Annotated in this window: 16 protein-coding genes and 4 pseudogenes; 11 read left to right on the forward strand and 9 right to left on the reverse strand. The window is 69.1% G+C overall.

Features of this window, described 5'->3' with window-relative positions:
* Positions 1-454 precede the first annotated feature (454 nt).
* From ACH499_RS13830 to ACH499_RS13840, 3 genes and pseudogenes are all read right to left on the reverse strand, one after another.
* The gene (locus ACH499_RS13830; protein ID WP_399015647.1) at positions 455-1,366 is read right to left on the reverse strand and encodes a MerR family transcriptional regulator; all 912 of its coding nucleotides are present in this window, start codon (positions 1,364-1,366) and stop codon (positions 455-457) included.
* A gap of 86 nt (positions 1,367-1,452) precedes the next feature.
* Positions 1,453-1,554 (reverse strand): annotated as a pseudogene (locus ACH499_RS13835) (transposase); the annotation flags it as partial.
* 385 nt (positions 1,555-1,939) lie between these two features.
* Complete coding sequence (locus ACH499_RS13840; RefSeq protein ID WP_356205188.1) at positions 1,940-2,329, reverse strand: DUF4259 domain-containing protein; 390 nt, start codon at positions 2,327-2,329, stop codon at positions 1,940-1,942.
* A 206-nt stretch (positions 2,330-2,535) separates the two neighbouring features.
* Between ACH499_RS13840 and ACH499_RS13845 the strand changes: the two genes are divergently transcribed.
* Positions 2,536-3,390: a MerR family transcriptional regulator gene (locus ACH499_RS13845; RefSeq protein ID WP_399015650.1), complete on the forward strand. Its 855-nt coding sequence runs from the start codon at positions 2,536-2,538 to the stop codon at positions 3,388-3,390.
* Between the two features lie 19 nt (positions 3,391-3,409).
* Positions 3,410-3,745: pseudogene (locus ACH499_RS13850) on the forward strand (DUF5959 family protein); the annotation flags it as partial.
* 681 nt (positions 3,746-4,426) lie between these two features.
* On the opposite strand, the gene ACH499_RS13855 reads toward ACH499_RS13850, so the two are convergent.
* Positions 4,427-5,614, reverse strand: a complete 1,188-nt coding sequence (locus ACH499_RS13855) for a serine hydrolase domain-containing protein (RefSeq protein WP_399015652.1) — start codon at positions 5,612-5,614, stop codon at positions 4,427-4,429.
* A 197-nt stretch (positions 5,615-5,811) separates the two neighbouring features.
* Here ACH499_RS13855 and ACH499_RS13860 point away from each other — a divergent pair, with 197 nt between their 5' ends.
* The 4 genes from ACH499_RS13860 to ACH499_RS13875 all read left to right on the forward strand — a co-directional run bounded on the left by ACH499_RS13860 (position 5,812) and on the right by ACH499_RS13875 (position 11,501).
* Positions 5,812-7,161: an MFS transporter gene (locus ACH499_RS13860; RefSeq protein WP_399015655.1), complete on the forward strand. Its 1,350-nt coding sequence runs from the start codon at positions 5,812-5,814 to the stop codon at positions 7,159-7,161.
* A gap of 462 nt (positions 7,162-7,623) precedes the next feature.
* A complete protein-coding gene (locus ACH499_RS13865) occupies positions 7,624-9,189 on the forward strand; it encodes a class I adenylate-forming enzyme family protein (protein ID WP_399015657.1) in 1,566 nt (521 codons plus the stop codon).
* A 22-nt stretch (positions 9,190-9,211) separates the two neighbouring features.
* Positions 9,212-10,408, forward strand: a complete 1,197-nt coding sequence (locus ACH499_RS13870) for an acyl-CoA dehydrogenase family protein (protein ID WP_399015659.1) — start codon at positions 9,212-9,214, stop codon at positions 10,406-10,408.
* Between the two features lie 484 nt (positions 10,409-10,892).
* Positions 10,893-11,501 carry a hypothetical protein gene (locus tag ACH499_RS13875; RefSeq protein WP_356205180.1) on the forward strand — a complete coding sequence of 203 codons (609 nt, stop codon included), beginning with the start codon at positions 10,893-10,895 and terminating at the stop codon, positions 11,499-11,501.
* A 301-nt stretch (positions 11,502-11,802) separates the two neighbouring features.
* Here the strand turns inward: ACH499_RS13875 and ACH499_RS13880 are convergent, their stop codons facing one another.
* Positions 11,803-12,981, reverse strand: coding sequence for a TolB family protein (locus ACH499_RS13880; RefSeq protein ID WP_399015661.1), 1,179 nt, complete (start codon positions 12,979-12,981; stop codon positions 11,803-11,805).
* 239 nt (positions 12,982-13,220) lie between these two features.
* A complete protein-coding gene (locus ACH499_RS13885; protein WP_399015663.1) occupies positions 13,221-13,958 on the reverse strand; it encodes an SAM-dependent methyltransferase in 738 nt (245 codons plus the stop codon).
* A 106-nt stretch (positions 13,959-14,064) separates the two neighbouring features.
* Here ACH499_RS13885 and ACH499_RS13890 point away from each other — a divergent pair.
* The 3 genes and pseudogenes from ACH499_RS13890 to ACH499_RS13900 all read left to right on the forward strand — a co-directional run.
* Positions 14,065-14,304, forward strand: a pseudogene (locus ACH499_RS13890) (Tn3 family transposase); the annotation flags it as partial.
* A gap of 21 nt (positions 14,305-14,325) precedes the next feature.
* Positions 14,326-15,531 carry an NAD(P)/FAD-dependent oxidoreductase gene (locus ACH499_RS13895; protein ID WP_399015665.1) on the forward strand — a complete coding sequence of 402 codons (1,206 nt, stop codon included), beginning with the start codon at positions 14,326-14,328 and terminating at the stop codon, positions 15,529-15,531.
* A complete protein-coding gene (locus ACH499_RS13900) occupies positions 15,528-16,448 on the forward strand; it encodes an RNA polymerase sigma-70 factor (RefSeq protein WP_399015667.1) in 921 nt (306 codons plus the stop codon). The genes ACH499_RS13895 and ACH499_RS13900 overlap by 4 nt, the downstream gene beginning before the upstream one ends.
* A gap of 2 nt (positions 16,449-16,450) precedes the next feature.
* On the opposite strand, the pseudogene ACH499_RS13905 reads toward ACH499_RS13900, so the two are convergent.
* Positions 16,451-16,616 (reverse strand): annotated as a pseudogene (locus tag ACH499_RS13905) (site-specific integrase); the annotation flags it as partial.
* A 111-nt stretch (positions 16,617-16,727) separates the two neighbouring features.
* Between ACH499_RS13905 and ACH499_RS13910 the strand changes: the two are divergent.
* Together ACH499_RS13910 and ACH499_RS13915 are read left to right on the forward strand one after the other, a co-directional pair.
* Positions 16,728-17,231, forward strand: coding sequence for a DUF6221 family protein (locus ACH499_RS13910; protein ID WP_399015669.1), 504 nt, complete (start codon positions 16,728-16,730; stop codon positions 17,229-17,231).
* Positions 17,232-17,630: 399 nt separating this feature from the next.
* Positions 17,631-18,578, forward strand: a complete 948-nt coding sequence (locus ACH499_RS13915; RefSeq protein WP_399015671.1) for a DUF1963 domain-containing protein — start codon at positions 17,631-17,633, stop codon at positions 18,576-18,578.
* A 360-nt stretch (positions 18,579-18,938) separates the two neighbouring features.
* On the opposite strand, the gene ACH499_RS13920 is transcribed toward ACH499_RS13915, so the two are convergent.
* Both ACH499_RS13920 and ACH499_RS13925 read right to left on the reverse strand, forming a co-directional pair.
* Complete coding sequence (locus ACH499_RS13920) at positions 18,939-20,129, reverse strand: ROK family protein (protein ID WP_399015673.1); 1,191 nt, start codon at positions 20,127-20,129, stop codon at positions 18,939-18,941.
* 298 nt (positions 20,130-20,427) lie between these two features.
* Complete coding sequence (locus tag ACH499_RS13925) at positions 20,428-21,240, reverse strand: OmpL47-type beta-barrel domain-containing protein (RefSeq protein ID WP_399015675.1); 813 nt, start codon at positions 21,238-21,240, stop codon at positions 20,428-20,430.
* Positions 21,241-21,290: the final 50 nt, after the last annotated feature.

A 21,290-nucleotide genomic window follows, 5' to 3' on the forward strand; every position in this document is an offset into this window, starting at 1 on the left:
GTTGACCGCCGGCGTCCGAGGTGACCGCGCTCGTGCGGACCTTCCTCGACACGGTCCTCGCCGCACCGGAACACCGGCTCTCCCCCGGCGAGGCCGCGGACGCGGGGTGACCGGCTCGGTGCGGCGTCACCGACGGCGGCGCGGGGGTCGGGCAGGGCTGCCAGAGCGGGGCCCATGGGCGGGAAGAGGGGCAGGTCGGCGGCCGTGCGGTAGTCCACCCACTCGATCACGCCGATCTCGTGGCTGCCGTCGGGCAGTTGGTCCCATTCCTGCTCGGCGAGGCCTGAGCGGACGTCGGGCGTGATGTGGAGGCGGTAGATCAGATGGAGCTTGCGCGGTGGCGGGGTCGGGCCCGGGGCGGGTTCGCTCCTCGCTCCCCCAGCATCAGAGATCGACCGCTTCGGCATCGCTGAGCCGCCGCAAGATGCCTGTCGTCGGACGCCTAGGCCGTGTTCTAGGCAGCGGGTGAGTCTTGGGCGGATAGTTCTTCGGCCAGTTCCATACAGCGCAGGCGGGCTGGGGAGAAGTCGTAGGGCATCTTGCCGGTGGCTTCGAACACGCTCATAGTGTCAGCCTCCCGCCTGCCGGAGCTGAGGTCGGCCTCGTCCTCGCCGTCATCGGCGGTGGCAGGGTGCACAGTGTCCCAGGCGTCGAAGAGGGCATCGTCGTCCTTGCCCAGGCCGGACGCCTCGATGGCGGCCTGCAGGGCGCTTTCGAAGGCGTGCCGCTCGACGGCCACTTGAGTCACCCGTGGATCATCGACGGCGACGCTGTCATCGAGTGCCTCCTCGGCGTCGTCGATGCGGTCGGAATCCTCCCGCAGAGTGGGATGCGTGGCCAGGACGACGAAGCGGGTGGCCTGGACGGCCGCGCCGAGCGGGCCGAAGATCCGCTCAGTGACCAACAGACTGTCCAGGTCCGCCTGACGCAGGGAGCCCTCGGGCAGGCTCTTGAGGCGTTCGGTGACGAAGTCGGAGAGCAGACCCATCCGGCTGCCTTCGGTGCGCATCCGCTGCACGGCGGTCCGTTGCCGCCGCAATTCCGCCTCCTGCTCGGCGAGGGTTTCCTCCAACCGCTCCAGGATGCCCGCGATACCTTCTCCGCTGTCCGCACCGGCGGAAGCCGTGCCGGTGGTAAAGGCGTCACGGATGTCGTCCAGGGCGATTCCGGCGTCGGCCATCTTGCGAATCCACAGCAAGCGGATCATGTCCTCGTACCCGTAGCGGCGGCGGTCATCGCCGCCCCGCTCAGGCTCGGGGAGCAGGCCGATCTCGTGGTAATGGCGAATCGCCCGTGGCGTGCTGCCGACGAAGGCCGCCGCGTCACCGATCTTGACCTTACGGGGTGGCGTGAAAGACGAATGCATGAGCAGGGACCCTTCCTCGAGGCATCGGGACGTCAGTCCACCGGACCACATGCCGCTACGGAAGGTGCAACCCCATACACACCGCTCCGCGCCAACGTCAGCAGCCGGGCCCACACACCCCGACGCTGCCATCTCCGGAACAGTCCATACACCGTCTGCCACGGTCCGTACTCGAACGGCAGGTCCCGCTACGGTATGCGGCCGGGCTGATCTTCTGGGAGGTCAATGTCGACTCCACCATCTGCCGGGCACACCAGCATGCTCCCGGTGCCCGTCGGCGCAGTGCTGGGGCGAGGAAGGGCGCATTTCTGCGGCGCCTGGCGGCCTGGAACGAGGCCGGCGTCTGGGACCACCTGCACGCACTTCTGCTGAAGAAGCTGCGGTCCACACCTTGATCATCACCATGCAGGGCGCGCACAGGAAGCCGAACCCAAAACAGGGCCAGGAGCGAGCTGTGGCGAATCCTGCAGCAGATCGTCAGTCTTCACATGGAGTGCGTTCGCGAGGGAGTCCAGGTCTGGCGTCACATCCTGACGTTGGGCTCACGCCCACGCGCGCAGCTGTGCTCTGGACTCAACCTTCGTGATCGGCCGTCCTGCGCTGGGCGGTGACGTCAATCAGTTGGTCGAACGTACGGTTCAGCACCGACCGTCGCTCCTCCTTGAAGCCCGGCGAAGGCTCCAGATCGTCGATGGTCCGCTCCCAGACGGCCATGAACGTCTTCCTCCACTCCTCAACCACCCCGACCTCGGGCAGATTGCCGTGTGCGTAGCCGGCCTGGGCAAGGACATGCAGCAGCTCCAGGTTGCACGGCACGGCAACACCCCAGTACTCGTCGGGCTCGATGGCAACGAGATCGCCGGCCATTGCCTCGGTGACCTCGCTGACGAGCCGGTCAACGACGATCGACAGATGATCCAATGCAGTGTCGCTCTCGAAGTTCCCGCTGCCCCAAGTACCCACAAGGTCTCCTCTGGAGGGTGGTGCCGTGTCTTTGGGCCATCGAACCAGCCTGGAGTGATACCGCCAGCCAGAAGGATCCGGAACCGTACTGCGGTGACCGGGTCAAGAGGCTACCCGTTGGAATCAATCATCTAGAAGCTGTCCGGCGAGGTCGAACAGAACCAGCGACTTGTCCCTCCCCCAAGGGCAGAGGGCACAGTGGTTCCGTGCAAGAGGAATTGATCACCATCGGCGAACTCGCCACGAGGACCAGGCTCAGCCTCAAGGCCCTGCGGCTCTACGGGGACCGAGGGCTGCTGCCTCCGGCCCGGGTCGATCCGCGGACCGGCTTTCGCCGCTACGGTCCCGCCCAGGTTGAACGGGCTCGCCGTATCGCGCTGCTGCGCGCCACGGGCATGTCGCTGACGCGGATCGCGGAGGTGCTCGATTCGAGCGGTGAGGAGCCGGTGCGGCTGCTCGGCTCGTACTGGCGAGAGCAGGAGTCTGTGCACGTGGCTCGCAGGGCCGCGGTGAGCTATGCCCGCGAGGTTCTGACCGGAAGAAGCCCGACCCTGTACGAGGTTTCCGAGCGAGACGTGCCAGAGCAGAAAGTCCTGTTCATCCAGCGCCACGTGACCGCCGCAGACCTGCCCGGCTTCCTCGTGGACTCGAGCGAGCTGCTCTTCTCGCACCTGCGGCAGGCGGGAGCGGGCTTGTCCGGACCGCTCTTCGCCGTCTACCACGGCCTGGTGAGCGAGGACTCCGACGGCCCGGTCGAGATCTGCGCTCCAACCCAGAGCGCAGATGTCGAACCGGCCGGCCGGATCGGGGTACGCATCGAGCCCGCGCACCGCGAGGCGTACACCGCCTTGACGAAGCGGCACGAGGGCTACTCGGCGATGACTGCCGCCCATGACGCCGTCGGCGTATGGCTCGCCGAGCGCGGATACGCCGTCAGCGCCTCCAATCGAGAGGTGTACTACCCGAACTGGGCGACCGCCGAGCCGGGCGAGCACGTGGCCGACGTCGCCATACCCTTCCGCCCGGGCTCGATTGCCGACCTCGAGAAAGTCCACCGATGACAGGCGTCTACTCCGCAGAATGCCACCGCTGACCGGTAGCTGTTCCGGTTCGCAGACGGGTCAGAGCGTCCCCGTCGAGGCGAGATCCAACGCGCCCCTGAGGGAGGGCGAGCGATACTACCCGGCGGAGTTCGCTCCGAGCGACTTCGTCAACGGACGGGTCGGCCTGGTCGTGTCCCCCGCGGATCTGGACGAGTGGGAGCGCTGCCTCGACGGCCCGGAAGCCGATGAGGGAGCCAACTGGCCGGCCGGTGACCGCCTGCGGATCTACGCATGGCCACGCCTCGAGGTGCGGCCCTGGCACCGGCTTGATCGCCGTCACTGGGTGATCGCCCGCGGCAGCGTCGCCCGCCCGTAGGAGATCTCGATCAGGTGGCGCGGCGCGTCTGGGGAAAGCTGGTGAGGACAAGGCGCCCGGATCGGTCAAGGGCGGGGCATGTACGGGCCTCGCACGCTGTCGTTGCCGCCAGGGGGTGCACGGTGGCGTCGGCCAGGAGGTGTCCTTGAAAGCCCGCCCGCCCGGTCCGGCGCCGCGGACTGCGCGTTTGAGGTCGGTGAGGCGCAAGGAACACGTCCTTGGGTCGGCGTTCGTGTGGCCGTGTGGGTGGGTGTCAGGTGAGCAGTCTCAGAGCCTTGGGGACGCCCGTCGAAGTTGCCTGCGGGCTGGTACGTCACCTGCTGCATGTAGCCCAGGGCGCCGAGGTCTGCAACGCAGCGGTCGACCTGCTGCAGGGCGGCCGGTCTCGACTCGGTGCGCAGGCAGTCGGCGAACGACGACGGCACGTTGGCCGGCTGACCTGTCAGTCCGCCAGCCGTCATGGAGGCCGCCGCACCGAGGACGAGCTTGGTCGCCAGCCAGCATGTGCGGGTGACGCCCTGGTTCCACGCCAGGTAGTGAGTACGGGTCTCCAGTTCTCGAGAGATCGGCGGAGTGCCCCAGAACATCCCGATGACCGCCGGCACAGCGAGCAAGACCAGCAGTCCGGTGTAGATCTGCGGCGGGGCCGCCGTCACCGCGGCCTGATTCCCAGGAAGTTCACCGGGGCGATTCGAGGTGCGTCCCGACCTGTAGGAACGCCTGGACGAGCGGGGCGACCGGCACGTCCGGGGAGATGACCTGCGAGCCGAAGTGGACGGCGACGAGGTCGAGGCCGGGTGAGACGAAGAGCCGCTGGCCGTGGATGCCACTGGCGAGGTAGGAGCCGTACGGGTCGTTCGGGATCCACCACAGGTCGTGGTACGAGAGCGTGGCCGGCGAGTCGGGCGGTGCGGCCGGGAAGCGCACGCGCCGGGGATAGCCGTCGGGGACGCCGCTGGTGATCTTCGTCGCGACTTCCTCGGGTACGACCTGCTGGTCGCCGACCGCACCGCCGCAGCGGAGCATCTCTCCGAGCCGGGCGACGTCGCGTGCCGTGGCGCTGAAGCCGCCGCACGCCGCCTCGACGCCGTCGCCGTCGAGGATGTAGTAGGCGTCCTCCTCGGCGCCGATCTTCGACCAGATCATCTCGCTGAGCAGCGCGGAGGTGGTCAGGCCGGTGACCCTGCGCAGGACCTCGGCCAGCGTCTCGACGTTGCCGTTCTCATAGCGGAACTCGGTGCCGGGTCGGCCGGTGGCGCGGGCGGTCAGGAGGTGTTCGCGGATGGTGGTGGGGCCGTTGTAGCCGTAGGGCCGCAGTTGCGGGGCGATGACGGCGAAGTACCTCTGGGCCTCGATCGCCTTGTCGAAGGGCCGGCCCGCGTAGCTGACCTGGGTGCCCATGTGCAGCAGGTCCTCGATCGTGGCGTCGCCGAACGCCGTACCGGCGAGTTCGGGAGCGATTGCGGATGCCCGGGCCGATCGGTGCAGTTGGCCCTGGTGCGCCAGGGTGGCCGTCATCAGGCCAATGTAGGACTTGGCGGCCGAGGCGTTGAAGTGCGGGGTATGTGCCTCGGTGCCGTGCCGGTAGGTCTCGTGGACGACGGTGCCGCGGTGCATCACGAGGAACGCGTCCGTCTGGGCCGTGGCGAAGAGATCCTCCAGTTTGACGGTGGTGCCGCCGAGCTCGATGTCGAGTGCGTCGAGGTCTGCGGGCCGGGCGGGCAGGGCCCGGGCGGGCTCGGGGCCGCGCCACACGCGTCGGCTGGGGGTGAGTTCGCGGCCCGCGGAGGTGAAGCGGCGGATCCAGGCGGGGTCCGTGTAGCCGCGGGTCCACGAGAGATCACCGAGTCGGGTCAGGTCGGTCATAGGTCACTCCATTACCGCAGAGGTATTGAACATCGACCGCGTTAACGTACAACCTGTTCAGCAGCAGGCGACAGACCTCGACGTCGATCGCCCTCCGCCTGCCATGCGCGTTTTCGCGTGAACCGTCGACCGCCCCACCGGATCGGCCCGTTCGCTCCGCCTCCGCGCCCTTCCCCTCCGAGCCGCAGGAGTTCCCCATGGTCGAACCGTCCCCGCCCGCACCGCCCCGCGAGACCGCCGGAGTGCCACCGCATCCGGGGTTCGACCGGCGGCGGGCCTGGCTGATCGCCGCGCTGATCGTGACCTTCATGCTCGTCAACTACGCGGACAAGGCCGTCCTGGGACTCGCGGCCGTACCGATCATGGACGAGCTGGGCATCAGCAACAGCACGTACGGGTTGATCTCCAGTTCATTCGCGCTGCTGTTCAGCCTGTCCGGGCTGATCGTCGGCTTCGTCTCCGCGAAGGTCTCCAGCAGGGTTCTGCTCTTCTCGATGGCCACCCTGTGGGCGGTGGCCCAGCTGCCGGTGCTGTTCGTGGCATCGGTTCCGGCCCTGATCGCGGGGCGGATGCTGCTCGGGGCCGCCGAAGGACCGGCGGCGTCGATGTCGATGCACGCCCTGTACAAGTGGTTCCCCGAGGACCGGCGCGGCCTGCCGTCCGCCCTGCAGATCAGCGGTGCCGCCCTGGGCATGCTGATCGCGGCACCGGTCCTGACATGGCTGATCACCGGCTTCGGCTGGCGCTCCGCGTTCGCGGCACTCGCGGTGGCCAGCCTTGCCTGGAGCCTGGCGTGGTGGCGGACGGGGCACGACGGCCCGTACGGCGGGGAGCGCGCCCGGGGCGCCCACCCGCCCGCCGGCACCGCCGGCTCTTCCGCCGGACAGCGGCTCCCGTACCGGCGCCTGCTGCTGAACGGCACGGTGCTCGGGAGCATCGCCGGCGCGTTCGGCGCCTCTTGGGCGATGGCGTTGAGTCACGCCTGGCTGCCCGTCTACCTGCGTACGCAACTCGGCATGACGCCCGGTACGGCGGCCACGCTCATCAGCGTCGTCTCCGCGTTCAGCCTCGTCCTGCTGCTCTCGGTTCCCCCGCTCCTCGATCTCCTGCACCGGCGCGGCCTCTCACGCCGGTGGTCGAGCGGCGCCCCGCAGGGCATCGCCGTCACTGTCGCGGCGCTGGCCATGGCCGCCTTCCCGTTCACGGAGGGCGGGATCCGGCTGACGCTGCTCGCCCTCGCCTTCGGCGGGCACGCCATCACGTTCCCCCTGCACTACATGACGGCCTCCGCCGTGGTGCCTCCGCTCCAGCGCGGGGCGGTCTTCGGCATCGTGGCGGCGACAGGCACCCTGCCCGGGCTGATCGCCCCGTACCTGACCGGGCATCTATTGGACTCCGCTTCTTCGCAGAGCGACGGGTACACCCGGTCGTTCCTCCTGTCCGCCGTCGTCATGGCGGCATGCGGGCTCGCAGCGCTGGTCGCCATCCGGCCGGAGCGTGACGCACGGCGACTGCCTCCGACCCCCGCGGCGGACCCCGGACGATGAGGTCGGCACGGCCGCCCGGCGGGCCGCTGCACGCCGCCCGCCGTCCGGCTCAGACCACCGGCTCGAAGCCGCTGGCCCAGCACCGCCCGTGCAGCGCCAGGTCGAGAAGCATGCGTACGACCTCCTCGGCAGGCAGAGACGGGGACCCCTGAAGGTGGCGCGCGCCACGTCCGCCCGCCCGGTGATGTCCTCCACGGTCAGCGCGGTGAAACCGCACTCAAGCACCAGCTCGACCAGGGCGGCCCCCAGGGCACGGCGTGACCGTCTCGTCCGTCTGCCCTCGGCCATCGGACGCCTCCTCGATCGCCGCTCCGCGTGCGGGCCCAGTCCAGAGACCCTTGACACGTCACACGTTACTGAACAAGCTGTCTTTAATTGAGCAGAAAGTTCACTCCTCTGCTGGGCCAGCCGCCATGCTGCCCCAGCGCTCTTTCCCCCTTCCGCTCGGAAGCAGGTCACTTGATGAACCTCGGCATCTACCTGTCGCGCAGCGCCCGCTACTGGCCCCAGGCCCCCGCCCTCGTGTGCGGCGAACGGTCATGGACCTTCTCGCAACTCGACCGCGCAACCGACCGCCTTGCCTCAGCGCTGTTCGCTCGGGGCCTGCGGCCCGGTGACGCCGTGGCGTCGCTCGCGTGGAATCGCGGCGAGCTCGTGGAGGTCGAATTCGCCCTGTACAAGGCCGGCCTGACGCGCGCCCCGATCAACGCCCGCCTCGGGCGCGGCGAGATCGAGCACGTCCTGCGCTACGCCCCCGTACGGGCCCTGGTCTTCGACGCGGCGCACCGCGAGGACGCGCTCGCCTCCATCGCCGCCGCGGGCACCGACTGCCTTCCCGTCCCGCTCAACACCCCGCACGAGTCCGGTCCGGGCGAGGTGTCCTACGACGCGCTGCTCGCCGAGGGCGCCGAGGGACCGTTCCTCGTCGAGGTCGACGAGTCCGAGCCGTGCGTCCTGAACTTCACCTCCGGATCCACCGGAGCCCTGAAGGCCGCGGTCCAGACGGTGGGCAACCGGCTCGCGAACATGCGCAAGCTGCTGATGGCCGACGAGTCCCGGCCCCGCCCCGGGACCCGCTATCTGGCCTGCGGCCCCATCACCCACGCCGCCGGAATGGGCCTGCTGGCCGGCGTGTTCGGCGGCTCGACCACGTACGTCCTGCCCACGTGGAGCCCGCAGAGCTTCCTGGAGACCGTGGAGAAGGAACGCATCACCACCACCTTCCTGGTGCCGGCCATGCTGAACATGGTGCTCGCCCACCCGGAGGCCGAACGGTACGACCTCTCCTCCCTGACGAGTGTGCGGATCGGCGGCGCGCCCATCTCGCCGCAGCGCCTGCGCGACGCCGTCACCTTCTTCGGACCCGTTGTCGCCCAGGGCTACGGCCTCGGCGAGACCACCAGCGTGGTCGCGGGCCTGAGCGGTGAGGAGATTGCCCACGCGGTGAACGACGACGCCGAACTGCTCCAGTCGTGCGGGCGGGCCACGTACGACACCGAGATACGCGTCGTCGACGAGGCGGGCCGCGAACTCCCCCCGCGCGAGATCGGCGAGGTCATCGTGCGCGGCCCCGACTGCGTACGGGAGTACTGGAAGGAGCCGGAGCTGTCGGCCGAGTCCTTCCGCGACGGCTGGGTGTACACCGGTGACCTGGCGTGGATGCGGGAGGACGGCTACCTGTTCCTCGTCGACCGCAAGAAGGACATGATCATCTCGGGCGGCTTCAACATCTACTGCACCGAGGTCGAGGCCGCCCTGTACGAGCATCCGGCCGTCCAGGAGGCGTGTGTCGTCGGCGTGCCCGACGAGCAGTGGGGCGAGGCCGTCAAGGCCGTCGTCGTCCCGCATTCCGGGGCCGCCGTCACTGCGGACGATCTGATCGCCTTCTGCGCGGACCGGCTCGACCGCTTCAAGAAACCACGCTCCGTCGACTTCGTGACCGAGCTCCCCCACAACCGCAACGGCAAGCTCGACCGCAAGGCCGTCCGCGAACCGTACTGGGCGAACACCGACCGCCGCGTCAACTGACCCACCTGCTCCGGAGCACCTGATGACCTTCTCTCTGCATCCCACGTACGACGACCCGCGCACCGCCGAACTGGTCGAGCGCCTGCGCGACTACCTCGACGGCGAACTCGCCGACTACGAACGCGAGCGCGGTATCACCCCGGCCACCCGCCTCAGGCGCGCCGACCTCGAACCGGTCTGGCACCGCAGCCGCGAACTCGGCTTCTACGGGATCCACCTGCCCGAGGAGTACGGCGGCCATGACCTCACCTACACCCAACTCGCCGCCCTGAAGGAAGAGATCGGTGCCAGCGGGCGCGTCCTGGCCCACTGCGTCCTGGGCGACATGGGCGGACCGCTGCGCGCCGGCGACATCCTCAAGCACGCCACCCCCCAGCAGCTGGACACGTACCTGCTGCCGCTGATCCGCGGCGAGCGGGCCTGCTGCTTCTCCCTCACCGAGACCGACGCCGGCTCCGATGTCCGCTCCATGCGAACCGTCGCCGTGCCGGACGGGAACGGCTACCGGCTCACCGGGCACAAGGTGTTCTCCTCGGCCGGCCCCTTCGCCGACTTCGCGATCGTCGTCGCCCGCATGGCCGGCACGGGGGAAGCGGAAGGCGACAAGCCGCTGTTCTCCGCCTTCCTGGTCGACCTCGACAGCCCCGGCTGCCGCGTCGAGGACGGAGCGACCCCGATGTCCGGCGAGCACATCGAGAGCGACATCATCCTGCACGACTGCTACGTCCCCGCCGCCAACCTCCTCGGCGAGGAGGGCGAGGGCTTGCGCATCGCGCTCGGCCGCGTGACCACCAACCGGCTGCTGCACTGCCCCACCGTCCTCGGCGCCACCCGCCGCGCCATCGCCCTGACCCTGGACCGGACCCGCACCCGGAAGGTCGCCGGCGGACAGCCCCTGCTGATGATGCAGGCCATCCAGCACAAGGTCGCCGACATGGCCACCGACTTTTACGCCGCGCGCTCCATGACGTACACCGCGCTGGCGGCGCTGGACGAGAGCCGCGAGGTCCACGCGGAGGCCCTCATGTGCAAGCTGTTCGTCGCCGAGTCCGCCTTCCGCATCCTCGACGAAGCTGTTCAGATCCACGGCAAGGAGGGACTCACGCAGGGCAACGAGATCGAGTACCTCTTCCGCAAGATCCGCATGTTCCGCGTCCTCACCGGCACCTCCGAGATCCAGCGCAACGGCATCGCCAAGCTCCTGGCGTTCAACCACTGATCCGCGCCGTCTCGTCCGGGAGGCGTCCTCCACCATCACCGCCGTCGGGCCGCCTGCAGGTGGCCGTCGCTGCCGCCCGGGACAGTGCGCGCGACTTTCGGTTCGCGTCCGCGCAGATGTTGCCGGGTGGGGTCTCCGCCCTTGTGCGGTTTGTTTCCGCTGCGCTCTTCGAGATGCACGACGAACGGATCTCCTTACTTGCCGCCACCCCCTCCGAGGCGATATGGGTGATATCTGCCGTAAGCTCTCTTTTGACTCCCCCGTGCTACCCAACGCACCGAAACGCAATCGCCAGTTGATCACCAACGCCACGATGAGGGACACTGCCTGGCGGATGCGTGTTCCCGACCGAGCGGCACTCGCTTCACCATCCTCCCGCGCAGGTCGCCTGGGGCCAATTAGCCAAGGATTGCTGGGCAGTTGACCTCAGCGTTTCGTGGTAGCGTCCTCGTTCGGAGGGACAGTGCAACCTGAAAGGGAAATCGTGAACACGGAGAAGATCGCCGCTCGCCGCCTCTCGCTGGAAGAGGTGACGAAGCTCGGTGTGAAGGACAGGATCCTCGTTTCCGCCGACACGGCAGAACTCAAGCTTCCCGACTGCTATGTCCCTGCTTTTCTGACCAAGTCCGGTGAGGAATTCGAGGGCGGCTCGATCACGGCGAGAACCGTATTCCAGGAAGAGGTCACCTGCCTTCCCGACGACGAGAACGAAGCCGGAATCTACTTGGCCGACGAGAACGGCTCGGTGACCATCGAGGTCCTCCAGTCCGCCGGTGTCGTGATGGACCTGGCGCTTTTCGTCCCCGGTGGGGACAAGGGGTCCCTCACGGCCCTTTACGCTGCGGTCCGACAGGCGTTCGGCGCCGACATCGTGCAGATCTGGCGCCAGGGCCTCAAGGAGGTTCCCGACGTGAAGGTCGACATCTTCGAGGAGCAGATTCCCAGGGGGCGCAAGGGGAGCGACAGCCCCAAGCGTGACCGTCGCGCGATCGACACCTACCCCACCCGTGCGGACTTCATCGAATTCTCCGCGGGGTGGAAGCCGGTCATTGAGATTCACAAGCCGATTGTTGACGACACCCCGACCATCTGAGGCGGCGACACCTCTCGGTCTAGGCCTGAGAGAACGCCGAGAACGCATGCGCCGGAACCGGGCCGGCCCCTGAGCGGCCCGGGGAGCCGTCGAACAGCAACTCACGACCGCCGAAGCGCCATTCCACTCGATGTCGTGAGACAGACCGCCTGTCACACCTCAGCGCCTCGCCCACCGGCGCCTGAACACCGCACCGCTCCGCCTCGGCACCGCACCCCTGGCACACAGCGGAGTACCTCGCTCGGCGAGGGTACGTCCCCAGCGAAGACGTCCCGTCGCCGCGGGGCGCCGAGGGCGACCGTCAGCGCAGACGCGTGACGAAGACCTGTCGGTCGCCGGCGGTGGACGACTCCCCCAGCAGGTCGCGCGGTACCGCGTCGTACGCCACCGTGCGGCCGTGCGCGTCCACGGTCGGGTCGGACGCCGGCCTCTGGTTGACGGTGCCGTCGGGCCGGGCGGTGACCATGTCCGTGCGGCCGGTGCGCAGGTCCAGCAGGTAGATCACCTGGAGCGGACCGCGCGGCTCCCTCTCCTCGGCCGCCACGAAGACGATGTGGCGGCCGTCCGCGCTGAGGCGGCCGGTATGCGTGGCGAACTGCGGCTTGGGGCCCAGGACATGACGCAGCGCTCCGCTCCTGAGGTCCTTGAGGAAGACGTCACCGGTGTCGTTGGTGCCTCTGGGCTGCAAGGTGCGGCACTTGAAGCGGAACACGACGTGGCGGCCGTCCCGGCCCATCACCGGGTCACCGACCCCGTACTCGGCCGGATCGTCCTCGCACCCCGGGTCGATCCGTACCCTCTTGTCCGTGCGCCGGTCGAGGGCGTAGACGTGCGTCTTGCTGTCCTCGGGGGCGCCCGTCCCGGGGTCCGAGGCCAGGTAGGCGATATGCCTGCCGTCGTGACTCAGAGACGGCGCCGCGACCCGCTGCTCAGCGCCGGCCGAGGGATCGTCGATCCACTCGCCGGTGCCCCGCGCGAGGTCGCGCAAACGGATGGCAGGGAGTGCTCCCGTGTCCTGCGTCGGCCGGGCCGTGAAGGTCACATACCTGCCGTTGCCGCTGATGGCCGGGGCGTTGGCACTGCTGAACCCGGCATAAGTGCCGTCACTGACCAGTTCGGTACGGCCCGTGCGCACGTCGTACACATGGGCGCCGGCCCTGTCCAGCGTCGGGAAGGCCACCCGCATGCCGTCGGCGCTGATGGACGGGGCGGTGTACGGCGCGCCCTTGTCCATGCCGTCGGCGAGGTCACTGGCCCAGTGCACCTTCCCGGTCCGCAGGTCCTTCACATAGACGTCGCTGACGTCGTCGGTGTCACCCGGCGCCAGGTTCGAGGCGCGCGACCAGAAGGCCACGTAGCGGCCGTTGGCACTGATCGCTGCGTACTGGCTTTGTCCGTTGCCCATCACATCGTCGGACGTGACGTTCGCGTAGTCCGTACCCGGCTTGAGTTCCAACGCCCCTGCGGGCGTCGTCTGCACGGTTGCGCACACCGCTGCCGCAGCGGCAGCCGCTCTCCACCCATGACGCATTCTTTCCCCCCGGCCGGCATGTCTCCCCCGGCCTGCGGCCAGGGACCATGTTCATGCAAACGTCCTGCAGGTGCCCAGTCAATGCGCTCTTTGCCGTACAACCCGGAGGTCTGATCGACTGTCCGCGCCGCACGAGGACCGGCCCCGCTTCACGGGCCAGGACCGCTGCGGCAAGTCCGTCATCGAGGTCAGTCCCTCGTCGGTCGCAGGACGAGGCAGACGAAGCCCAGCACGTCCCGGTAGTTGCGCAGCCACTGGTCGCGGTGGGTGGTGGCTGCCTCGAGTGCCTGGACGCTGTCCGGATCGGTGGGATGGTCCAGGGCCCAGGAGGCCAGCGACCCGGTCCAGGCCCACTCGTAGGCGTCGAGCTCCCGGCGGGTGCTGATATGCCCCTGGACGGGCGTCCACCCGTCGGCGACGACCCGGTCCAGCGTGGTCGGCAGGTCGGTGAGCTCCCCGAGCAGCTCGGCAGCCTCGGGAGAGGGGTCGCGGTCCCAGAATCCGTCACCGACCAGAACGCGCCCCCCAGGCGCCAGGTGCTCACGCGACGCCGCGAGAGTGGGGAGCAGGCCGCCGAAGGCGTGCGTGGCTCCCACGCAGAGGACCAGGTCGAAGGCGTGGGAGGCGACGAAACGGGCAGCGTCCTGATGGTGGAGGACCAGGCGGTCCTCCACGCCGAGCCGCCGCGCGTCCTGACGCGCGTGCGCCAGGGAGCCCTCGGAGATGTCGACGCCCTCGGCGCGCAGCTGCGGATCCATGGTCAGGGCCCGAAGGAGCCACTCTCCGCCGCCGCAGCCGAGGTCGAGTACGCGCTCACCACTGCGTGACAGACCACGTTCCAGCAGTCGACGCACCGAGTCGTCGTCGAGCGGGGCTGCGATCGGATGATCTGCATGAGCATGCCGGGAGATCTGTTCACGGTCCACCGGCGGAGCCTGACACGCCCGGCGATGCGCACGCACCTGATTTCCGGCGGGGCCACCCGGGCCGGAAGCCTGATTCGACCGGTTCCACACAAGAGGCCGGGCACGTCCGCACCTGATCGAACGGCACTGGGAGGACATCGTGCGAGGCATCAGCTCCCTCCACACCGGCGCCGTCCGCGTCCACGACGTGATCCGGATGCTGTCCCGCGGCGGCCGCCGAGTCGTGACGGCTGCGCGGACCCCTTCGAGCGCCTTCCGACGGCCCAGGATTTCCGACTGTGTCGCGCATCACACCCGGCCCATGTCACGTCCAGGCCATCCGCTCCCATCTGGTGGGCGTCAGTGAGCGAGCCGAGGAGGACGAACGATGAGCGCACGGCAGGAGAGCAGCACGGCGACCACGCACCGCGTGGTGATTCTGGGGGCGGGATACGCAGGCATGGCCGCGGCCGTCCAGCTCGCGGCCCGGGGCTACCGGCACGAGGGCGTACAGGTGACCGTGGTGAACGCGCAGGAACGGTTCACCGAGCGCATGCGGCTGCACATGACGGCGACCGGCCGGCAACTCGCCGAGCTGAGCATCCCGGAGATGCTGGAGGGCACGCGCGCCCGGTTCGTGCGCGGCTGGGTCACCGCGGTGGACGCGGACGCCAGGACCGTGCGGATCGACGACGACCGGGTCCTGCACTACGACACGCTGGTGTACGGGCTGGGCGGGGTGGCCGACACGTCCGCGGTGCCGGGAGCCGAGGACCACGCGTACACACTGAGCAGTGCGCAGGACGCCGAGCTGCTGGCCGACCGGCTGGGGCGGCTCGGCATCGGCACCGTGGTGGTCGCCGGCAGCGGGCTGACCGGCATCGAGTCGGCCGCGGAGATCGCCGAGCGGCACCCGGAGCTGAACGTCGTGCTGCTGGGCCGGGCCGAGCCCGGTGCGACCATGAACCCCAAGGCCAAGGCGTACGTGCAGGCCGCGCTCGACCGGCTGGGCGTCCGCGTGCGCGCCGGGGTCGAGGTGGCCAAGGTGCTGCCCGACACGGTCGAACTGGCAGGCGGGGAGAGCATCGCCGCCGATGCGGTCCTGTGGACGAGCGGCACGCGCGTGTCGCCGCTGGCGGCCGCCGCCGGGCTGGCCGTCGACAACCGCGGACGCATCGTCACCGACGCCGCGCTGCGGTCGGTGTCCCACCCCGACGTGTACGCGATCGGCGACGCGGCCGCAATCCGCCAGGGCTACGGCGTCATGCACGGCACCTGCCAGGGTGGCATGCCGACCGGAGTGCACGCCGCACTGTCGATCGACCGAGTGCTCAAGGGCAAGCAGCCCAAGCCGTTCCGCTTCGGCTACTACCACACGCCGGTAAGCCTGGGGCGCGGCGACGCAGTGGTGCAGTTCACCCGACCCGACGACAGCCCGCGCCGGATCTGCCTGACCGGACGCATGGCCGTCCGGTACAAGGAGACGGTGACTGCCTCACCTTGGCCGACCTACGGCCGTATGAAGAAGATGCCCGCCTCAGGCGCGTTCTGGCCCCGCGGGGGCCGCTTCACTCGGGTCCGGGAGGCCCGGTGACCAACGCGACCGCCCACCCCGACCATCAGGTCTTCCACGAGCACCGGCGGCTGCTGTTCTCCGTGGCCTACCGCCTCCTCGGCACCGCGGCCGACGCCGAGGACGTGGTTCAGGACGCCTGGATCAAGTGGTCCGTCGCGGACCGCTCGCAGGTGGCCGACCCCAAGGCGTACCTGACGCGGATCGTGTCGAACCTTGCGCTGGAACGGCTGCGCTCGACCCGGCACAAGCGGGAGACCTACGTGGGGCCGTGGCTGCCGGAGCCCATCCTCACCGGCGGGGACGCCTCCGAGGCCGTGTCGGAGGCCGAGTCGGTGTCGATGGCCATGCTGGTGGTGCTGGAGACGCTGAGCCCGCTGGAGCGCGCGGTGTTCGTGCTGAAGGAGGTCTTCGCCTTCAGCCACGCCGAGATCGCCGAGGCGGTGGAGCGTTCGGAAGCCGCGGTGCGGCAGGCCGCGCACCGAGCCCGCGAGCACGTACGGGCCCGGCGGCCGCGTTTCGCCACAGACCGGGCGCGGCAGCGCGAGGCCACCGAGCGTTTCTTCGCCGCCGCGACCGGCGGGGACGTCAACGCCCTGATGGAGCTGCTCTCCCCGGACGTCACCCTGTGGACCGACGGCGGCGGCAAGGTCCGTCAGGCCCTGCGCCCGGTTGTGGGCGCGGCCACGGTTGCCGCCTGGTTCGCGGCGATCGGAACCGTTACCTACCAGGGCGTCGAGCCCGCCGACATGAAAGCCGAACTCGTTGAGATAAACGGTGGGGCGGGCATGGTGTTCAGCGGGCCGGGAGGTGTGGTCGCCACCGTCACCTTCGACTTCGACGCCGACGGCCGTATCATTGCCATCCATAACGTGGCCAACCCGGACAAACTCCAGGCCGTCGCCGACGGCACCACTTACGATATCGGCACGCAGTGAGCGTCGTCCGGTTTCTTGTTCCGGGACGTCGCCAGTGAGCATCAGCAGCGAGGCGCCCTGCTCGCCGAGGCGGGGCAGGGCGGAGTGGCGGTACTCGTGCAGATCTCAGCCCGTTCCGGGCCCGCGCACCGCGGTGTGCTCGTCCAGCAGGGCACGGGCCTCTCGGAAAGGGGCTGCGCGGGGCCGGGCTCAAGACCCATGGGGCGATCGACCTGGGGACTGCGGCCTTGAAGGCCGTCGGTCTCAAGCTGGATGAGTGTGCGACTCGGGAGCGTGGCGATGGATGAGTTGGTGGTGTGGCTGCGTGACCAGCTCGACAGGGATGAGCAGATCGCCTACGCGGTGGACGACTCACTCGGCGAGGTAGACCTGACCTGGAAGTATGAGCCAGAGGACGAGCTCGGCGGCAAGGTCGTGACGACACGCGGCGCGGACGTCATCTACGACGTGACGACCGGAGTGGGCGAGCACGTAGCGGAGCACTCTCCGCGCCGGGTGCTGTGCGAGATCCAGAATGACCGCGAGATGCTACGCCAGTACGAACGGCTCCTGCGGGCCCAGGCTCGGCATGCGGAGGCTCAGGCTGAGCTGGCTGCCGATTTCGAACGCCACGAGCACACGGGGAGCTGGGAAGGTCCAGGCGATCCGGAGTCTCGGGCAAGGGCGCTGCGCCGCGAGGCCGACTATCTGCCGGCGATGCTGGTGGTCATGGAGGGGTGGGTCAGGCGGAAGGCGGCCGTCTACGCGGACCGGCCCGGCTACAGCGAGGACTGGCGGCCGTAGCCCTCACGGACCGATGCTCCCGCCTCTGTGGGCCGAGGCGGGAGCATCGTCCTGTCGTCGTCGTACGACCGGAAGACGCGGTCCACGCCTTGGAAGAAATCGTGGGGATGCAGCGCGCGGCCGACCAGGCGCACGCCCAGGTGGAGCTGCTCCGCGACCAGTACGGGCCGCCTACCGCCGCGGCGTGGGGTGAGCAGCAGTCCGCTGCGCGAGCGGGCGGGCCTTCTGCTTCGGCGGGCGCGTCACCTTCGCGGCGATCCGGTGACACTTCGAAGTCAGGACTGATCACGCTCCCGGAGAGGACATGCGCAACCTCCCTCGGAGCTGCGAGGCTTCTTGGAGGCGGATCCGCTGGGACGGTCCAAGGTGACCGACCGCTCGCTCCACCAGGTACAGCCCGTGCCCACCAACACCCCGACGGCAGGGCCGGGTTGGAAAGGGTTTATCTTCTCGGGCATGGATCATCAGGGAGAGTTTCGTCGGGCAGCGGTTGCGTTGGGCGTCTCGAGCGACGAGATCAGCAGATTCAGCCAGCACCTTCGTTTGTCGATCGGATTGTCCGTGGGCGGTGGTTCTCCGGTCGGGCAGTTCGGTGGGTTGCCCCGACTGCCGGTGGGCATGACGTGGCCGTCCGCCGGGGACGTTCCGTTACCGTTGCTCCTTTCCGTCGATTGCGGGGCTCTGCCGAGAGTCGACGGCTTCGCCCTGCCGGCGGACGGGACGCTGCTCTTCTTCGTGAACCAGGAGTTGGACTGTGCGGACAGTTCCGGGAGGTACGCGCGAGTCGTGTATGTACCGGACGGCACCGAAACCGCGGTCGCGGAAGCCCCCAGTTCCATGCGTGTCCGCGAGCAGCTCGACGTCAGCGCAGAGCTCGGAGCCGAACTGCCCCTTTGGCTCCAGGAGGGCGACGAGGACGAGGACTGGCACGAGTTCTGGGAGGATCTCGACTGGGAGGACATGTCGCCCTTCCAGCAGCAGTTGGCCCGGTACATGGAGCGTGACCTGCCGCACCTGGACGAGCTCCGTGCTCTGGCCCACGACCTCTGGCCGTCTGGTGCCGGCGTTGCCATCGGCGGGTACGCCGACGACGAGGTGATCAACAGCATTGCGGAGCAGACCCTCGCGGGACGCGAGAAGGCAGGCGAGATCTCAGCCATCCCGACAGCGAAATGGTATTCCCACGTGGAGAAGGAGAAGCACCGACTGACGAGCGAATGGATATCGCTCGTCAGTGAAGCCCGGGTATACGAGGAGTACTGCACGAGTTTCGTGATCCGTCACGACGACTTGGCCGCCGCCCGTGTGGACAAGGCGCTGGCCGTGACCAATTTCGAGGCCCCGTGACCAGACTGAACAGCCGATCCGCCGGCACCGTCCCATCGACCACGCGCTGAAGCACCGGTGAGTCGTCGCTCCCGACGGGCCGAACGAAGCGGGACTGCAGCTGCTGCCAAGCGCAGCCCGACGTCGCCACGACCCCCATCGCGCCCGGAACTTCCCGGTCACCACGCCGAGGCCGACCGCCGTCTTGAGGACGGAGGTGTGGGCCAGGCTGCACCGTCTGGTCCTTGACGAGCTCGGTTCTCGCGGGAGCTGGACTGGACCGCTGCGCGAGCGACCGGTATGCCCCGCACGACGCGCTGTCGGTACCTTGGCTCGCCGCGGGGCGGGCCTCACCACGAACTCCGGCCGCGGCGCGAAACGTCAGGCCGGTGAGAAGACGTGGTCGCTGATCAACCGGGCGGCACCGACGACGCCGGCGACCTGCCCGAGTTCGCCGAGCACGATCGGCAGGTTGCCGGTCGCCAACGGCAGCGACTGGCGGTAGACCTGGGTGCGGATGCTCGCCAGAAGATTGTGGCCCAGTCCGGTGAGCCCTCCTCCGACGACCACCAGGCCGGGGTTGAAGAAGCTGACCAGGCCGGCGATGACCTGACCGGTACGTTGCCCTCCGCAGCGGATCAGGTCCAGGGCCGCGGCGTCTCCGGCGGCCGCTGCGGCCGACACGTCCTCGGCGGTCAGCCTCCCCGCCGATTCGAGACGTCCGGCCAGTTCCGCCGAGCGGCCGGACTGGGCGAAGGCGGTCGCGTCGCGTACCAGGGCGTTGCCGCCGAAGTACGCCTCCAGGCAACCGTCGTTGCCGCAGGAGCACCGTGGCCCCTCCGGGTCCACCTGGATGTGGCCGATGTCGCCGGCACTGCCCGTGACGCCGCGGTGGACCTCGCCCCCGACGACGATGCCGCAACCGATGCCGGTCCCGAGCTTCAGGCACAAGAAGTCTCGTACGGACCGGGCGACGCCGGCTTGCTGCTCGCCCAGGGCCATCAGGTTCACGTCGTTGTCGACGAGGACGGGGCAGCCGAGCTCCTGACTCATGGCCTCGCGGACGGGGAAGCCGTTCCACCCGGGCATGATCGGCGGCGCGACGGGGACGCCTTCGGGGAACCGGACGGGTCCTGGCACGCCGATCCCGGCGCCGTCGAAGTGTTCCGCCGGCACCGTCTCGCGCAGCTTGCCGACCAACGCCAGCACCCGCTCGAAGACCGCGACCGGACCCTCGCGCACGTCCAACGGCTCGGCGAGATGGCCAAGGACGTCCAGCTCGGCGTTGGTGACCGCGACGTCCACGGAGGTGGCTCCGATGTCCACGCCGAGGAACCGCAGCGACGGGGCGATCCGGACGGTGTGCGAGCGGCGTCCGCCGCGGGAGGCGGCGAGGCCGTCCGGCACGACCAGGCCGGTTTCCAGCAGCCGGTCGACCTCGAACGCGAGCTTGGAGCGCGACAGCTCGACCTGGCCCCCCAGGGCGACCCGGGACTGCGGACCGAGGTCGCGCAGGAGGCGGAGCAGCCTGGCCTGATGGACATTGGCAGGTCGAGCCGTCGTACTCCTCACGCCGCCCCCGTCGTGGTCAGTGTCGTTCGCACGCCCGGCACTTGGGGGCACGCCTCCCACCAGGACCGTAGCATCGCGCCGTCGAAGGTAAAAGAAACTTGTGCATCGATTAACAGTACTTTCATCTACTGATGGACAAAGCCGCTTCGAGGCAGCACGGCGTCGTTGCCGCCTCCGCTGTTGCGGAGGCGGCCGGCCCGATGGGGTGGAGCCAGTCGGCCTCCGCCCCATCGGGCCGCCCTGGTGTGCGCTGTACGAGCCACGTGGCTCAGGGGGCGTCACCGCCCCCGGCCGTGACTCAGCGACCGGCGGAGTCGCGGCTCGGCCTGCCGACGTCGGACTGACCGGCAGCCTTCTTGATCGCGGCGGCCTCCCTCTGGTCGAGGACTCCCTCCTTCCGCAGCGTCGTGACGATCTCCTCGACGTGCGAGACGAACGCGCCGTGGTTCTTCCAGGTCCGGTGATCCTGGATCAGCTCGTTGATCGTGCAGCCGTTGGTCGTGACGCGGTTCGGGACACCGGTGTTGATCGTGCCGGTGAACACGGTTGAGCGGTTGTCCGCTTCAGGACAGTCGCTCGGCGGCGTGCTGTCGACGACGGTGAGGGACAGCGACTGCGGCGTGGACGTGTTGCCTGCCTTGTCGCCGGCCCGGTAGAGCATGGTGTGGCTCCCCGCCCTGTCGATCACCACCGGGGCGGAGTACTGCAGGTAGGGACCACCGTCGAGGGAGTACTCGATCCTCGCCACACCCGACTCCGTGTCCGAAGCCGTCACCGTCACCGTCGCACTGCCGACGTACTCACCGGCGTCGTTCTTCGTACCGGAGACGGAGGCCGACACCTGCGGCGGCGTCCTGTCCTGCGGCGGAGCCGCCACGACGGTGAACTTCACCGACTGCGCCGGTGAGGTGTTGCCGGCCTTGTCGGTGGCTCGGTAGGTGAGAGTGTGCTGGCCGACGGTGTCGATGTTCACGGGTGCGGTGTAGCTCCGGTACGCCCCACCGTCGAGCGAGTACTCGATAGTGCCGACGCCCGACTCGGCGTCCGAAGCGGACACGGTGACGGTGGCACTGGAGACGTAATTCCCGGCACTGTCCTTCGTTCCGGTCACAGTCGCCGACGTATCCGGAGCAGTAGTGTCCTTCGGCGGTTCAGCCGCCA

It is taken from the genome of Streptomyces sp. NPDC018947, from assembly GCF_044390505.1.
In the GTDB taxonomy this organism is placed as follows: domain Bacteria; phylum Actinomycetota; class Actinomycetes; order Streptomycetales; family Streptomycetaceae; genus Streptomyces.

Coding starts and splice junctions, on each gene's coding strand:
- ACH499_RS13910 (WP_399015669.1), top strand. CDS start 16,728: ATGGATGAGTTGGTGGTGTGGCTGCGTGACCAGCTCGACAGGGATGAG.
- ACH499_RS13855 (WP_399015652.1), bottom strand. CDS start 5,614: ATGACCGACCTGACCCGACTCGGTGATCTCTCGTGGACCCGCGGCTAC.
- ACH499_RS13865 (WP_399015657.1), top strand. CDS start 7,624: ATGAACCTCGGCATCTACCTGTCGCGCAGCGCCCGCTACTGGCCCCAG.
- ACH499_RS13895 (WP_399015665.1), top strand. CDS start 14,326: ATGAGCGCACGGCAGGAGAGCAGCACGGCGACCACGCACCGCGTGGTG.
- ACH499_RS13870 (WP_399015659.1), top strand. CDS start 9,212: ATGACCTTCTCTCTGCATCCCACGTACGACGACCCGCGCACCGCCGAA.
- ACH499_RS13860 (WP_399015655.1), top strand. CDS start 5,812: ATGGTCGAACCGTCCCCGCCCGCACCGCCCCGCGAGACCGCCGGAGTG.
- ACH499_RS13830 (WP_399015647.1), bottom strand. CDS start 1,366: ATGCATTCGTCTTTCACGCCACCCCGTAAGGTCAAGATCGGTGACGCG.